General features: G+C 50.0%; 11 protein-coding genes and 1 pseudogene. 8 read left to right on the top strand and 4 right to left on the bottom strand.

Features of this window, described 5'->3' with window-relative positions:
* Positions 1–138 precede the first annotated feature (138 nt).
* Entirely contained in the window at positions 139–564 is a 426-nt protein-coding gene (locus tag GRF55_RS10050; RefSeq protein WP_220368274.1) for a hypothetical protein, read from the bottom strand.
* Positions 565–833: 269 nt separating this feature from the next.
* Here GRF55_RS10050 and kbl point away from each other — a divergent pair, with 269 nt between their 5' ends.
* Both kbl and priA read left to right on the top strand, forming a co-directional pair.
* The gene (kbl, locus tag GRF55_RS10045; RefSeq protein ID WP_220368273.1) at positions 834–2,021 is read left to right on the top strand and encodes a glycine C-acetyltransferase; all 1,188 of its coding nucleotides are present in this window, start codon (positions 834–836) and stop codon (positions 2,019–2,021) included.
* A 97-nt stretch (positions 2,022–2,118) separates the two neighbouring features.
* Positions 2,119–4,395, top strand: coding sequence for a primosomal protein N' (priA, locus tag GRF55_RS10040; RefSeq protein WP_220368272.1), 2,277 nt, complete (start codon positions 2,119–2,121; stop codon positions 4,393–4,395).
* Between the two features lie 278 nt (positions 4,396–4,673).
* On the opposite strand, the pseudogene GRF55_RS10035 reads toward priA, so the two are convergent.
* Together GRF55_RS10035 and GRF55_RS10030 are read right to left on the bottom strand one after the other, a co-directional pair.
* Positions 4,674–6,203, bottom strand: a pseudogene (locus GRF55_RS10035) (hypothetical protein).
* A 137-nt stretch (positions 6,204–6,340) separates the two neighbouring features.
* The gene (locus tag GRF55_RS10030) at positions 6,341–8,398 is read right to left on the bottom strand and encodes an HD family phosphohydrolase (RefSeq protein ID WP_220368271.1); all 2,058 of its coding nucleotides are present in this window, start codon (positions 8,396–8,398) and stop codon (positions 6,341–6,343) included.
* 94 nt (positions 8,399–8,492) lie between these two features.
* On the opposite strand from GRF55_RS10030, the gene gltX reads away from it, so the two are divergent.
* The 6 genes from gltX (at position 8,493) to era (ending at position 14,832) form a co-directional block, all read left to right on the top strand.
* Positions 8,493–10,010 (top strand): glutamate--tRNA ligase, encoded by a 1,518-nt coding sequence (gltX, locus tag GRF55_RS10025; protein ID WP_220368270.1) that lies wholly within the window; start codon positions 8,493–8,495, stop codon positions 10,008–10,010.
* Positions 10,011–10,017: 7 nt separating this feature from the next.
* Positions 10,018–11,322: a 3-deoxy-D-manno-octulosonic acid transferase gene (locus GRF55_RS10020; protein ID WP_220368269.1), complete on the top strand. Its 1,305-nt coding sequence runs from the start codon at positions 10,018–10,020 to the stop codon at positions 11,320–11,322.
* 817 nt (positions 11,323–12,139) lie between these two features.
* Entirely contained in the window at positions 12,140–12,688 is a 549-nt protein-coding gene (locus tag GRF55_RS10015) for a DUF177 domain-containing protein (RefSeq protein ID WP_255563788.1), read from the top strand.
* Positions 12,689–12,710: 22 nt separating this feature from the next.
* Positions 12,711–12,893 carry a 50S ribosomal protein L32 gene (rpmF, locus tag GRF55_RS10010; RefSeq protein WP_220368268.1) on the top strand — a complete coding sequence of 61 codons (183 nt, stop codon included), beginning with the start codon at positions 12,711–12,713 and terminating at the stop codon, positions 12,891–12,893.
* Positions 12,893–13,897: a beta-ketoacyl-ACP synthase III gene (locus tag GRF55_RS10005; protein ID WP_220368267.1), complete on the top strand. Its 1,005-nt coding sequence runs from the start codon at positions 12,893–12,895 to the stop codon at positions 13,895–13,897. The genes rpmF and GRF55_RS10005 overlap by 1 nt, the downstream gene beginning before the upstream one ends.
* Before the next feature lie 26 nt (positions 13,898–13,923).
* A complete protein-coding gene (era, locus tag GRF55_RS10000) occupies positions 13,924–14,832 on the top strand; it encodes a GTPase Era (RefSeq protein WP_220368266.1) in 909 nt (302 codons plus the stop codon).
* A 41-nt stretch (positions 14,833–14,873) separates the two neighbouring features.
* On the opposite strand, the gene GRF55_RS09995 is transcribed toward era, so the two are convergent.
* Complete coding sequence (locus GRF55_RS09995; protein WP_220368265.1) at positions 14,874–15,149, bottom strand: zinc ribbon domain-containing protein; 276 nt, start codon at positions 15,147–15,149, stop codon at positions 14,874–14,876.
* Between the last annotated feature and the right edge of the window lie 62 nt (positions 15,150–15,211).

Raw genomic sequence — 15,211 nt, 5'->3', positions numbered from 1 at the left:
CTGGAGATTTTTTGTTTTTAATATGAATCAGGGGGTATACGTATTATTATATACGCGGGCGGATACATTGATCCGCCCCTACGCCATGAGGTTCGGATGGCACTTTGTAGGGGCGGATTGATGTATCCGCCGAACGGCTTATTCATTCACTTGCGTAAATTCTTTCCCATATTGAACGATGGCATTAGCTGTGAACTGGAGGTCTTCCGTGGACTCATCCTCCCACGTCACTTTGATTTTCGAGCCCTTCACCTTATAGGTCCCTTTCTTCGAATAAGACGATTCCCTGGCGGGAATGACGTCAACGGTGCCGTCGCTGTTTCGGTACATTGCCGGATGGGCTGGGAGGTAGGAATGGAAAGTGAATGTCACGTCCTTTTTCGTCGTAAATTCAAAGGTCATCGTGATGGTTTGAGTGCCGGCATCAGCCACAAACATCTCCGTCTTATGTTCCCATTTGGTGTTTTTTAGCTTAGGTCTTTTCCCGTCAGTCATCGCGAAAGAGAGACAGGCAATCGCCATGACAGCTAAAGCGACAGTCGCAAAAAGAATTTTCTTTTTCATAGTCAAAAATGGTGTTGTTGTGCATCACAAAGATAAGAAAAAGAATCTAATCACCCAAATTTGTGAGGAAGGAATATGTGGAAGAAAGTTTTTTTGCGAGCGTAAAGGTTGCTTATATATAATAATGTGTACCGGGAAATCAACTTTTTCACAATAACATTTCTTTAATATGATATTTTTTGTACCTTTGCATCAATGATGGAAGCCATCTGTCTTTATCGGAAAAGATGATGAGAAACCTTAAAATCAATCATAAATCAATTTAAGTTATGTACGGAAAAATGAAAGAACATCTCGCACAGACCTTGCAGGAAATCAAGGATGCGGGACTTTACAAGGAAGAACGCCTGATTGAAAGTCAGCAGCAGGCTGCCATTCAGGTAAAAGGTAAGGAGGTCTTGAACTTTTGTGCGAACAACTATCTCGGGCTTTCCAATCATCCGCGCCTCATTGAGGGAGCGAAGAAGATGATGGATCGTCGCGGATATGGTATGTCGTCTGTCCGTTTCATCTGCGGAACACAGGATATTCACAAGGAGCTCGAAGCGGCTATCAGTGATTATTTCAAGACGGAAGACACGATTCTCTATGCTGCATGTTTCGATGCCAACGGTGGTGTGTTTGAACCGTTGTTCACGGAAGAGGATGCCATCATCAGCGACGCGCTGAATCATGCGTCTATCATTGACGGTGTGCGCCTGTGTAAGGCAAAGCGTTACCGTTATGCAAATGCCGATATGGGCGAACTGGAGAAATGTCTGCAGGAGGCTCAGGCACAGCGTTTCCGCATCATCGTGACCGACGGCGTGTTCTCGATGGACGGCAATGTGGCACCGATGGATAAGATTTGCGACCTGGCAGAGAAGTACGATGCCCTCGTGATGGTGGACGAAAGCCACTCGGCAGGTGTTGTCGGTGCGACGGGTCACGGTGTGAGTGAGTTCTACAACACTTACGGACGCGTGGATATCTATACCGGTACGCTCGGAAAGTCGTTCGGCGGTGCCCTCGGCGGATTCACTACCGGTCGCAAGGAGATTATCGACCTGCTGCGTCAGCGCTCCCGTCCCTATCTCTTCTCCAACTCTCTGGCTCCCGCCATTATCGGTGCCAGCCTCGAGGTGTTCAAGATGCTGAAAGAGAGCAATGAGATTCACGACCGCTTGGTGGAGAACGTGAACTATTTCCGCGACAAGATGATGGCTGCAGGCTTCGATATCAAGCCGACGCAGAGTGCCATCTGTGCCGTGATGCTCTACGATGCCAAGCTTTCTCAGGTGTATGCTGCGAAGATGCAGGAAGAGGGAATCTACGTGACGGGCTTCTACTACCCCGTGGTTCCGAAAGACCAGGCGCGTATCCGTGTGCAGATCAGTGCCGGACACAATCGCGAACAGCTTGACCGTTGCATCAATGCCTTTATCAAAGTGGGTAAAGAACTCGGTGTACTGAAATAGTTTTTGAGAAACTTCATGTTGGCGGGTTGGCAAGTCGGGGCTGCAGAAGTCCTCTTTGTTGACTCGCCAATTTTATAAAAAGGAAAGAAACTGCCGGATGAAATACGTCGAAGTCATTCTCCCCCTTCCACTCGAAGGCGTTTTTACGTACATCGTTCCGCCGATGTTGGCAGAACGGTTGCTGCCAGGTATGCGCGTGCTGGTTCCACTCGGTCGCAGCAAACATTATACTGGTGTGGCGGTGCGGATGCATGAGGAGGCTCCCGGTTTCGACTGTAAAGAGATAGAGAGTGTGCTTGACGAGCAGCCAGTCCTGTTGCCCGAGCAGTTGAAGCTTTGGGAGTGGGTGGCTGATTATTATCTCTCTCCGCTCGGCGATGTGTATAAAGCCGCCCTTCCTGCAGGCTTGAAGGCAGAGGACGGCTATCGACCGAAAACGGAGACGAGAGTGCGCTTGTCACCGGATGTCTACACAGCATCAGCCGTCAGCCAGATAACGGAATCGCTGAAACAAACGCCCGCACAACTGAAACTGTTCCAAAGTTTTCTCAACATGGCACGACAGCGTTGCTCCAGCGAAGATTTCCATGCTTGGCTGCCCTCTTTCTCGCTGACCCGTGAGGAGCTTTTGAACGAGAGTCGGAGCACGATGGCCACCTATAGAAACCTCGTCAAGCGAAAACTCCTGCAACCTTTTGAGCATGAGGTGGGAAGACTCAACAAAGGAGGAGAACCGCATTTCAATCAGATTAAGTCTCTGAGCGAGGCACAGCAGCAGGCGTATGACGAAATTGTTTCGCTGCATCGGAAGAAGAATGTGGTGCTTTTGCATGGCGTGACATCATCGGGAAAGACGGAAATCTACATCCATCTCATTCGGAAAGCCATTGATGAGGGTCGGCAAGTGCTCTATCTCTTGCCGGAAATAGCCCTGACCGTGCAGATGATGGCGCGTCTTCGCAAGGTGTTTGGCAACCGGCTTGGCATCTATCACTCCAAATACAGCGATGCCGAGCGTGTGGAAATATGGCAGAAACAGCTTTCCGACGATCCTTATGACGTGATTCTTGGTGCCCGTTCGGCTGTTTTCCTGCCGTTCCGGAAACTTGGACTCGTGATTGTTGACGAGGAACACGAGACCTCTTTCAAGCAACAGGACCCGGCACCGCGCTACCATGCCCGTTCGGCTGCCATCGTCCTTGCCGCCATGTATCAGAAGGCAAAGGTGGTCTTGGGAACGGCGACGCCATCGCTTGAAAGCTTTTATAATGCCCAATCGGGGAAATATGGAATGGTAACGCTCACTACGCGCTATCAGGACATACGGTTGCCGGAGATACATGTGGTGGACATGAAAGACCGCTATCACCGCAAGTTGACGGTGGGAGCGTTCTCGAACGACTTGCTGGAGGCTGTTCGCGAGGCATTGTCGGCAGGCGAACAGGTCATTTTGTTTCAGAACCGGCGTGGTTTTGCGCCGATGGTCACCTGCAAGGATTGCGGATGGGTACCAAAATGTCAGAATTGCGATGTGTCGCTGACCTATCATAAGCGCCTGAATGCACTCACGTGCCACTATTGCGGGCACACCTATTTTGTACCGGAGAAGTGTCCTTCATGCGGCAGTCAGGAAATTCGGCAGCGCGGAATCGGTACCGAGAAGATTGAAGAACAAATCGGTCAGCTCTTTCCTGAGGCACGCATAGCCCGAATGGATTTGGATACGACCCGCACACGTAGTGCCTATGAGCGTATCATCAGCGACTTTTCCGCAGGGAAGACCAATCTGTTGATAGGTACTCAGATGATTTCGAAGGGCTTGGATTTCGACCACGTGTCGGTTGTAGGTATCATGAATGCAGACAGTATGCTCAATTATCCTGACTTCCGGGCATACGAATATGCGTTTATGATGATGACGCAGGTAAGCGGACGGGCAGGACGGAAAGGACGGCGTGGGCGTGTGATTCTGCAGACACAGCAAAAAGAACTTCCCGTCGTCAGCCATATTGTCAACAACGATTATCTGTCGTGCTATAAAGAAATATTGGAAGAACGGAAAATGTTTCGCTACCCACCGTTCTTCCGTTTGATTTATGCTTTCGTGCGGCATCGCCACGAGAGTGTGGTAGAGCGGGCAGCGCAGACGCTTGCCGAACAGCTTCGCTCGTGGTTCGGAAATCGTGTGTTAGGTCCCGACAAGCCTTCGGTTGCGAAAGTGAAGACCATGCATATCCGAAAGATTGTGCTTAAAATCGAAAATGGTTTTGACCTCGCTGTCGCTCGTCGCTGTCTCTGGCAGGCACAGGCTGCGTTGGAAGGCGACAAGCGTTGGAGCACAGTGCAGATTTATTTCGATGTAGATCCGCAATAATCCCAAAACATGATTGGTTAGAAATAAACCCAAATCGGTCATTAGAACGCAATAAGATATTTTAGTGCTGATGTCCTGCTCTTCGTGTCATAGTATCATTTGCTTCGGCATCTGCCTCCAACCTTCCTCTCACCGTAGCCTGCTACGCCATCGAGAAAGATTGAAGACATCTGCACAAAGCAAACAATACTCTGAATGCAAAGTCTAATGACCGATTTGGGATAAAAAGAGCGAAGAAAAACTTCTCCGCTCTCCGTTTTGTTCTTGTTTTCAATATATCAGAAGTCAATATCAAGTCCTATTCCAAACACCTTGTTGGTTCTTGTGAACTCGTCGGTGCAGGTCGTTGCGATACTGTTTCCTGCCAGTTCGAAAGTCTTTTCCTCCGTTTTCTTGAAGTGGTCGTATGTCGTCCAGAAGTAGGCAATGTTGAGCTGCATGTTCTTTGCCACCTTGATGCCGGCACCAAATCCGATGGAATAGCTGCTGGTGACAAAACTCATGTCGCTGAGGTAGCCTCCATTGCCCAGTCCGTAGTTTGTCTTCTGTCCGCCGATACTCACTTGTATGACATCGTTGATGTCGTATTCCACTCCCGCCAGATATTCTTGCGTGTTGCCTGAGAGGAGGCGTTGCTTGTCGTTTGCCATACGCGCATCTTTGTCGAAGAAGTAGTGATAACCGATACTTGCGCGCAGTTGTGGGAGAAATTCGTATTGTGCACCGATGGTGAACAGTCCCGGCAGGTCGCTCGGTGTGTTCACGCCGTGGGCGAAAAGTCCGGTGTCGTCGCGCTTGGTATCGTTTTGGATATGGAATTTCGTCGTGAACTCATAGCGCGCTCCGATGTTCAGTTTGTTCCATTTCTAGTCAATACCGATGACAGGTGCGATGCACCATCCCGTCTGTGTACATTCCAGATACTTGTCAGCCATCATGGTGCGTGCTCCCGAGACGGTTTGTCCCATTTGTGTGTATTGTGCAATCTGCTGTTCGTATCTCGCCTTCACAGCAGGGTCGGTAGCAGCAGCTGCCGCCTGCCTGAGAAGGGCGATACCTTCGGCAATCTCCGTTTCCTTGATACCGAGGTAGTCATACATGTTTTCGTGATTGTTTCCGATATTCGCAGAGATGTTGGTGATGTTTCCTTCGTATTTGTTGAGTACGTAGTTGAAACGCAATCCTCCATAGACAGCGAGGTTGGAATTGATTTTATAGGTAGCACCCAGCTGGAATCCGAAAATATATTGCTGCCCGTGCAGATAGCTGCTTACCGAGTAGGCTGGAGTTTCGGCGGACATGCCCAATTGATGGAGTGCCATAGGGATGAGTGCTATTGTGCGTTCGAACGAGCCGAGACCGTCGTTGAAGGTTGCCTTTCCTCCTCCTCCAACCATGGCAAAACTTGCCTGGAAGCCCCACTTGTTGGTGTTGTATGCAGCCTGGACGGATGGGATAATCGGTGCAGAAGCCTCTCCTTTGAATTTCTTGATGCCCTTCTCGTCGCCGCCATTCAGCATGAATGGCTTGTGGAAAGGTGTTCCCTCCAATCCGTGTACCTCCATTCCGCTCCAAATGGTACGTGTCTGGAATGCACTCTGGTTGTTGAGCGAGAGGTGGAATCCGTTGCTCAGGAAAGCAACGCCTGCCGGGTTACTGTAAACACCGTCTATGCCTATCGTTCCTTCACGGGCAAACATACGGTTAAAGTGAATACTCTGGTTCGTGTTTGTAAGAAGACCACCTGCAAACAACGTGGTCGATGTCATGAAAAATAAAGCTATACAGCTTAGGGTAACTCGATTCATTCTATAATGATATTTTAAAAATTGTTTGCAAAGTTAATCTTTGTTGGTTGTAATCTCTTACAAATGCTTACATTTTTAAGGATTATTAATAAATCGGCATCAACCTTCCGAAAGATTGATGCCGATTATATCGGGGGTTATTCTTCTTTTCTCTCTGGATAGCGAATGCGTGTGTGGTAGATAGATTTCAGGCGTTCAATCAGTATTTGCTTGGCAGTGTTGATGTCGTGGAACGTGATGGGGCAATCTGTGAAGAATCCATCCTTCACTTGTCCGTCGATAATCTTGTTGACGAGCGTCGCAATATTTTCTTCTGAATACTCTTCCAGTGAGCGTGAGGCAGCCTCTACGGCATCAGCCATCATCAGGATGGCTTGTTCGCGAGTGGAGGGGTTGGGTCCGGGATAGTTGAAATCTTGCAGGTCAACCTCTTCATCGGGGTGCGCTTGCTGGTATTTGATATAGAAGTATTTCGTTTGTCCAGCCCCATGGTGGGTCAGGATAAAATCCTTAATCACCCGGGGAAGGTGATACTGTTCAGCCAGTTTGATTCCCTCCGTCACGTGGTCGATGATGATGCGCGCACTTTCTTTCTCCGATAAGCCCTCGTGTGGATTCAGTCCTGCCTGATTTTCCGTGAAGAATACGGGATTTTCCATCTTTCCGATGTCGTGATAAAGGGCTCCTGTACGCACAAGCAGACTCTTTGCTCCAATCTTATTGGCAATTTCTGCGGCAAGATTTCCCACCATGATGGCGTGCTGGAACGTGCCGGGTGCCACCTCGCTCAACCGACGTAGAAGGTCTTTGTTCGTGTCACTCAGTTCGAAGAGGGTCACACTCGATGTGAAACCAAACAGTTTCTCAATCAACAACATCAGCGGGTAGGCAATCAGAAGCGTGATGCCGCTGAATACGAAATGCAGATAGATGTTTCTGTCTTCGGGGATGAGCTGATTGGTTTGAATCAGTTGCAGCGCATAATAGGTCAACATCTCCGCCAGTGTAACGAAGAGCACCGTGTACATAAGCTGTGAACGGCGTGACAGCTCGCGCAGCGTGAAGATGGCTACTAGTCCGGCTACCAGTTCTACGATGATAAACTCATACTGGTATTTCACTGCTACGGCACACAGCAATACCATGACTGTGTGTGCCATGAATGCCGTTCGCGAGTCCAGAAAGATGCGGATAAAGATAGGAAGCAACGCAAGTGGCAAGATATATACGCTGAAGAAGATGTATCGCATCAGCAGCGAGACGATGACGGGAAACAGTGTGATGAGCGTATATACCATCAACAGACTGCCAGTCTTCTCAAAATAGTCCTTCCTGAAGAGTGAGAGGTAGGTCGTAAACAGGGTCAATAGGATGATGACGATGAGCGACTGTCCCCACAACCGGTTGTCAGACTCGCCCGTGCTTGCCTTTCTGTTCACCATCTCGCGCTCCAATGATGTCAAGACGCGTGCAATCTCCGGGGTGACAATCTCTCCTTTGTCGATGATTTTCTGTCCAGCCATGACCATGTCGTCTGTCTCAATGATGCTGTTGAGCAGTTCGTCGCGCTCGGCATCGTTGCGCCGCTTGTCATAAACAAGGTTGGGCTTGATGAAATTGTTCAGGTCGTAGCCTTGGACCACCTGTCGCTGTCCTGCAATCAGTTGGTTTCTGAAAAGCCGTTCATAAGCCGTTTTTGTACTGAATACAGCGGTGATAGGTACGACGCTGACATCTTTCCCGTCAATCAGGCGAATTGTGTTTGCCGTGTCAGCAGCCAGTCGGGCATATTCCGTTTGTCCCATGACACCCGCCTCGTATATCTTGTGAAGCTCTTGTATGATGACATATTTGAATCCTCCCTCCAGCAGCGATGAACTCTCGGTGCCAAACATTGACGCAAAATCGTCTAACGAACGTTTCTCGATGCTTGTGTCGATGCGGTAATACGGAGAAAAATTGTTGACAATGCTATCTCGCTCAGCAGCGATGGCTTCGTCTGACTTGTAAACGGGGAACTGGAATTTGGCGATTACGGCACTCTGCATCCACGGCTTGCCGACATCGAAATGAATCTGCGACCGCTCATTCCGTGGCAGTACGCTGATGATGACTGTTGCGGCAATGATGACCAGCAATGCCCTCGTTGCCATATCCCTCCAAAAAAAACTTCTTTTACGAGTAAATCCTAACATTTTTAGATATAAATCTGAATTACTTTGCGAAAGTACAAAAAAAATACGGCAAACTGCGAAAAAAATCGTAATTTTGCAGCAAAATTTTGAAAAAATGGCAGAAAGAAGAGTGAGGGTGCGCTTTGCACCGAGTCCCACGGGACCTTTACATATCGGCGGTGTGCGCACGGCTTTGTACAATTATCTGTTTGCCCGTCAGCATGGTGGTGACTTCATTTTGCGAATTGAAGACACCGACAGCAGTCGTTTTGTGCCTGGTGCCGAGGAGTATATTCTTGAGTCGTTGCGATGGCTGGGTTTAAAATTCGATGAGGGGGTGTCGTTCGGCGGCAATTTCGGTCCTTATCGTCAGAGCGAGCGCAGGGAAATCTATAAAACATACGTGGACCAGTTGCTGGCAGAAGGGAAAGCCTATATTGCTTTCGACACACCGGAAGAACTGGAGCAAAAGCGTAGCGAGATAGAAAACTTCCAGTATGATGCAAAGACTCGTGGCAGCATGCGTAACTCGCTGACATTGAGCCAGCCACAAGTGGACGGTCTGATAGCCGACGGTCAGCAGTATGTGGTGCGTTTCAAGGTAGAACCTGGCGTGCCGGTCGTGGTCAACGACCTGATTCGTGGTGAAGTCCGTGTGATGAGTGATATCATAGACGACAAGGTGTTGTGGAAAAGCGCTGACGAGCTGCCTACATATCATCTGGCAAATATAGTGGACGACCACCTGATGGAAATCTCTCACGTCATTCGTGGCGAAGAGTGGTTGCCGAGTGCTCCGCTGCATGTGTTGCTCTATCGTGCTTTCGGTTGGGAAGACACGATGCCGGCGTTTGCCCATCTGTCGCTTCTGCTGAAGCCGGAAGGGAAGGGCAAGTTGTCGAAACGTGACGGCGACCGCCTGGGCTTCCCGGTTTTCCCGCTGGAGTGGACAGACCCGAAGACCGACGAGGTGTCGAGTGGCTTCCGTGAGAGCGGTTACTTCCCTGAAGCAGTCGTCAATTTCCTTGCTCTGTTGGGGTGGAATCCCGGTGGAGAGCAAGAAATCTTCTCGCTGGAAGAACTCGTGAAACTGTTCGATGTCACCAAGTGTCAGAAGTCTGGTGCCCGTTTTGATTATCAGAAAGGCATCTGGTTCAACCACGAGTATATCCTGCGCAAGAGCAATGAGGAGATTGCCGACCTGTTTGCACCGATTGTTGCAGGCAATGGCGTTGACGAGCCGTTGAGCCGCGTCAGGGTAGTGGTCGCGATGATGAAAGACCGGGTCAACTTTGTGAAAGAGCTGTGGCCCTTGTGTTCATTCTTCTTCATTCCCCCTGCGGTTTATGACGAAAAGACGGTCAGGAAACGTTGGAAGGAGGATTCTGCGAAGGTCATGGGCGAATTGGCTGAAGTGCTGGAAGGTATAGACGACTTTTCCATCGAAGGACAGGAGCCTGTCGTGATGAAGTGGGTGGAAGAGAAAGGCTATAAGCTCGGTGATGTGATGAATGCTTTCCGCCTGACACTTGTGGGAGAAGGCAAGGGGCCGGGCATGTTTGATATTTCCGCTTTCCTCGGAAAAGAAGAGACGATAAGGCGGATGAAACGGGCAATTGACATCTTACAATAAGCGCGCCATGTATAACATCGTCATGTATCTTTATATGCTGGGCGTTGCGGTCTGCAGTCTTTTCAGCGAGAAAGTGAGAAAGATGTGGAAAGGCGAGCGTGCGGCTTTCGGCGAACTTCGCCGGAAAGTGGACCCCAACGCTAGATATGTGTGGTTCCATGCAGCGTCACTGGGAGAGTTCGAACAGGGTCGTCCGCTGATGGAGCAGATGCGAGCCATGCATCCGGAATACAAGATTCTGCTGACCTTCTTCTCACCGTCGGGATATGAAGTGCGGAAGAACTATGAGGGGGCTGACATTATATGCTATCTGCCGTTGGACACCGTGCTGAACGCCCGCCGCTTCCTGCGAATCATCCGTCCCGAAATGGCGTTTTTTATCAAGTACGAGTTCTGGTATAACTACCTGCACATCCTGAAACATCGCAACGTGCCCGTTTATAGCGTGAGCAGCATCTTCCGTGAAGGTCAGGTGTTCTTCAAATGGTACGGGCGGCAATACGGCAGGGTGCTCAATTGTTTCACTCATTTCTTCGTGCAGAACGAAAAGAGCAAGGAACTGCTCCGGCAAATCAAAATACACAACGTCACGGTCGTTGGAGACACCCGTTTCGACCGCGTGCTGCAAATCAAGGAGGCGGCAGAGAGTCTAAAAAACGTGGAGTACTTCTGCCAATACAACATTAGTAACGACCCCAATCCGGATGACGATGAAGTGGTTACGGCATGCGCAGGTTTTGTGCGCCCGGCTGGCGTCTTCGTCGCCGGCTCGTCGTGGCAGCCCGACGAGGATATCATCATCCGGTATTTCCGCGACAAACAGCTTTTCGGCTATAGGAAGTGGAAACTGATTATCGCTCCGCACGTCATTGACGAAAGCCACCTGCAGCAGATAGAGCAGAAGCTCGACGGCTACAAGGTGGTTCGCTACACGAAATACGACTGCTATCAGTTCGAATCGGCAGACGTGCTGATTGTTGATTGCTACGGATTGCTCTCCAGCATCTATCGCTATGGGGACATTACCTATGTCGGTGGAGGCTTCGGAGTGGGCATCCACAATGTGCTCGAAGCCGCCGTTTGGGGAAAGCCGGTCATCTTTGGTCCCAACAACCAACGCTTCCAGGAAGCACAGGGGCTGAAAGGCGTGCGGGGAGGCTTCGAGATAGCTTCCTACGAGGACTTCCAGGCAGTCATGGATGCCTTCCTCAGCGGACAGGCGTCAAGGGAAGAGGCTGGGACGACTGCAGGAGAATATGTGAAAAGTTTGGGCGGAGCGACGGAAAAAATACTGTCCGGCATCGGAATGTAAGTTCGCCTTGAAACGACCGAAACGTTTTGCGGAACTCACGTCAAGCGAGCGTAAGTTCGAAGGAAATAACCACTACACACACCCTGTATAAACATACGGAAAAGGACGTATAAATATACGGTTGAACTTTCGTTTTCCAAAAGTTGAACTTTTGCGCTCTAAAAGTTCAACTTTCACCTCCTAAAAGTTCAACTTTTGCAAGCTAAAAGTTGAACTTTTGGAAAGCCACACCTAACGCGTTGATTTTTAGTCGTTTGCAAATGGCAACTCCAAACTTCTGCCTGTGCATAAATATACAAGGCGTGGTAAAGGAATACACCTATACATTATATAATATATAGGAGCCCCTCCCTAACCCTCCCCCAAATGGGGAGGGAACGCCTGACGGGAGAAGACGCTGCGCTAATTGATAATTCTTTTAGTCGCTACGCTTGGTAAAAGCGTCAAAGACGATTAGATAATGGACAATGGATAAATATGATTAGGTGTTTCTAATCTGCTGTTACATGTGGGCGGATTGCAAATCCACCCGAACGAAAGAAGATACACGAAGCATGGGAACCCCATCCCTGCCCCTCCCCTAAAAAGGGAGGGGAACGCCTGACGGAGGAAAAACTCTAACTTCACTCCCCTCCCTTTTTAGGGGAGGGGCAGGGGTGGGGTAACAGAATAGTGGGCAGATACATCGACCCGTTGAAAATAATCTGCGTAATCTGCGGTTAATAAGTTTGCGGGCGGATACACAAAAAGGGCAAAAAGTATCAAAAAAGTAAAAAAACGGAAAGAATGGTTCTTAAATTAAAAATTATTTGTACCTTTGCAGCCCGATATGTGTGCTTCAGACAATTATCAGATAGACTTGTCAGTATTGGAAGACGGTGTCCATCACCGTGAGTTTCATCTGGACGATGCCTATTTCGACCGCATCGGCAGCGACATGCTGAAGGGCGGTTCGGTGGATGTGGCGCTTGATGTCTATCGCACGGGCAAGACTTTTAAGTTGGATTTCCATTCCAATGGCGAGGTGACGATGACGTGTGACATTTGTCTGGACGACATGCAGCAGCCGATTGATACGGACGGCAGCGTGATAGTGAGGTTCGGTCAGGAGGCGGCAACGGCGGACGATGACAGCATCGTGATGGGCGAGGGTGATACCTCACTCGACCTGTCGTGGCTCATGTATGAGCAGATAGCGCTCGCCGTTCCCATACGCCACGTCCATGCGCCCGGAGCATGCAATGCGGCAATGGCGCAGAAGCTCGAGGAGCTGACCACGCCGTCGGCACGCGGTGGTGAAGCGACTGGCGAAGCGGCGGTCGATCCGCGATGGGAGAAGCTGAAAGGGCTTAAGATAAAAGATTAAACAATTAAAATATTAAAGAATTATGGCACATCCTAAAAGAAGACAGTCAAAGACTCGTACACGTAAAAGAAGAACCCATGACGGTGCTGTAGCACCCACATTGGCAGTATGTCCTAACTGTGGTGCATACTATGTTTACCATACGGTTTGTCCTACCTGTGGCTACTACAGAGGTAAGGTTGCGATTGTTAAGGACGTAGAATAATGGGAAAAATCAAGGCGGTAATCACCGGCATCGGCGGCTATCTGCCCGACTATATCCTTGACAACGAGGAGTTGTCGCGCATGGTGGACACCAATGACGAGTGGATTACGACGCGTGTAGGCATTAAGGAGCGCCACATCCTGACGGAAGAGGGGCTTGGCACTTCGTATATGGCGCGCAAAGCCGCCCGGCAGTTGATAGAGAAGACAGGTGTGGACATCGACACGGTTGATGCCCTCATCGTTGCCACGACGACTGCCGACTACCGTTTTCCGTCCACGGCATCCATCGTACTCGGCAGGCTCGGCTTGAAAAATGCCTTTGCTTTCGACATCTCGTGCGCTTGTTGCGGGTTTATCTATACCCTCGACTTGGTGGCAAACATGATTGAGAGCGGCAGATACAAGAAAGTCATCCTCATCGGTGCAGAGAAAATGTCGTCCATGACCGACTATAAAGACCGCGCCACGTGCCCGCTGTTCGGCGACGGAGCCGCAGCCGTGCTCGTAGAAGCCAAGGAAGACGTGGAAGAAGGATACATCGACTCCTATTTCCGCACCGATGGCAAGGGACTTCCCTTCCTGCACATGAAGGCAGGAGGATCGGTCTGTCCCGCTTCCCATTTCACGGTTGACCACCGTCTGCATTACATCTATCAGGAAGGGCGCACCGTCTATCGTTTTGCCGTGCAGAACATGAGCGACGACTGCCTGCTGATAGCAGAACGCAACGGACTGACGAAGGACAATCTCGACTGGGTCGTTCCCCATCAGGCGAACCTGCGCATCATCGAAGCCGTGGCAAAGCGTCTGGAACTGCCCGACGAGAAAGTGATTGTCAACATTGAGCGCATCGGCAACTCGAGTGCCGCATCCATCCCGCTGGCACTGTGGGAGAACGAGAAACGCTTCAAGAAGGGCGACAACATGATACTGACAGCCTTCGGAGCCGGCTTCGTGCATGGAGCATCCTACATCAAGTGGGGCTACGATGGCGATAAGTAGAGTAGGCTATTGAAAACAGAGAACGAATGCATAAAGCAGGATTCGTAAATATTGTCGGCAATCCAAATGTAGGAAAAAGTACGCTCATGAACCAATTGGTTGGTGAGCGTATTTCTATTGCTACGTTCAAGGCGCAGACCACGCGCCACCGCATCATGGGCATCGTGAACACCGACGACGCGCAAATCGTCTTCAGCGACACGCCCGGAGTGCTCAAACCCAACTATAAGCTGCAGGAATCGATGCTCGCTTTCTCGGAGAGTGCGCTGAAAGATGCCGACGTGTTGCTCTATGTGACAGACGTCGTAGAGAACCCCGAGAAGAACATGGAGTTCCTGGAGAAAGTGCAGAAGATGACCATCCCCGTGTTGCTGCTCATCAACAAGATAGATGAGCTGTCCGACAAGTCGGATGCGTCAGGTCAGTCAGACGCGAGGCTCGGCAACCTTGTAGAGCGTTGGCATCAACTGCTGCCCAACGCCGAGATACTGCCCATCTCAGCCCTCAACAAGTTCGGAACGGACATGCTGCTCAAGCGCATCAAGGAACTGCTGCCCGACTCGCCGCCCTATTTCGACAAAGACCAATGGACGGACAAGCCCGCCCGTTTCTTCGTCAGCGAGATTATCCGCGAGAAGATACTCCTCTACTACAACAAGGAAATCCCTTATTCCGTTGAAGTGAGGGTGGAAAGCTTCAAGGAGACGGAGAAAAACATCCACATCCGAGCCATCATCTATGTGGAGCGCGACTCGCAGAAAGGCATCATCATCGGGCATCAGGGCGTGGCATTGAAGAAAGTGTCTACCGAAGCCCGCAAGTCGCTGGAGCGCTTCTTCGGGAAGAGCATCTACCTGGAGACCTACGTGAAGGTGGATAAAGACTGGCGTTCATCGCAGCGGGAGCTCAACAGCTTCGGCTATAATCCAGAGTAACTTTTCCGTTCGCACCTTCCGTCCGCAACCGTTCGGATCATTCAACGGCTTGCGACTCCTTCTGGTCGTCTGTTGCTGCTCTTTCCTTTTTGTTCCTTTTCCATCAGTTCCCAGATGGTTTCGTACCCACCATTTCCTCCCCATCCGAATCTGTCAAGAAACGACCAAGGGAAATGGAGTGGAGGGCGTGTGCGAATACTTCCGCATTTGGGGCAGGGCAGAGGACAGGTAAAGACAGTTGCCCTCCATTCTGCGTCCCACCCCTCAAACGTCTCACCACATTGCGTACACTTGAATGCCGTTATTCCTCTAATCATAAAGTATTTTGTTTAATGATTGGATAATAAATGCTTGTGTAATACTAAAAACACTGCCAACA

Source organism: Prevotella sp. Rep29, from assembly GCF_019551475.1.
In the GTDB taxonomy this organism is placed as follows: domain Bacteria; phylum Bacteroidota; class Bacteroidia; order Bacteroidales; family Bacteroidaceae; genus Prevotella.
Note: the sequence above shows the minus strand (reverse complement) of the source record. Positions and strands in the feature narration are given on the sequence as shown.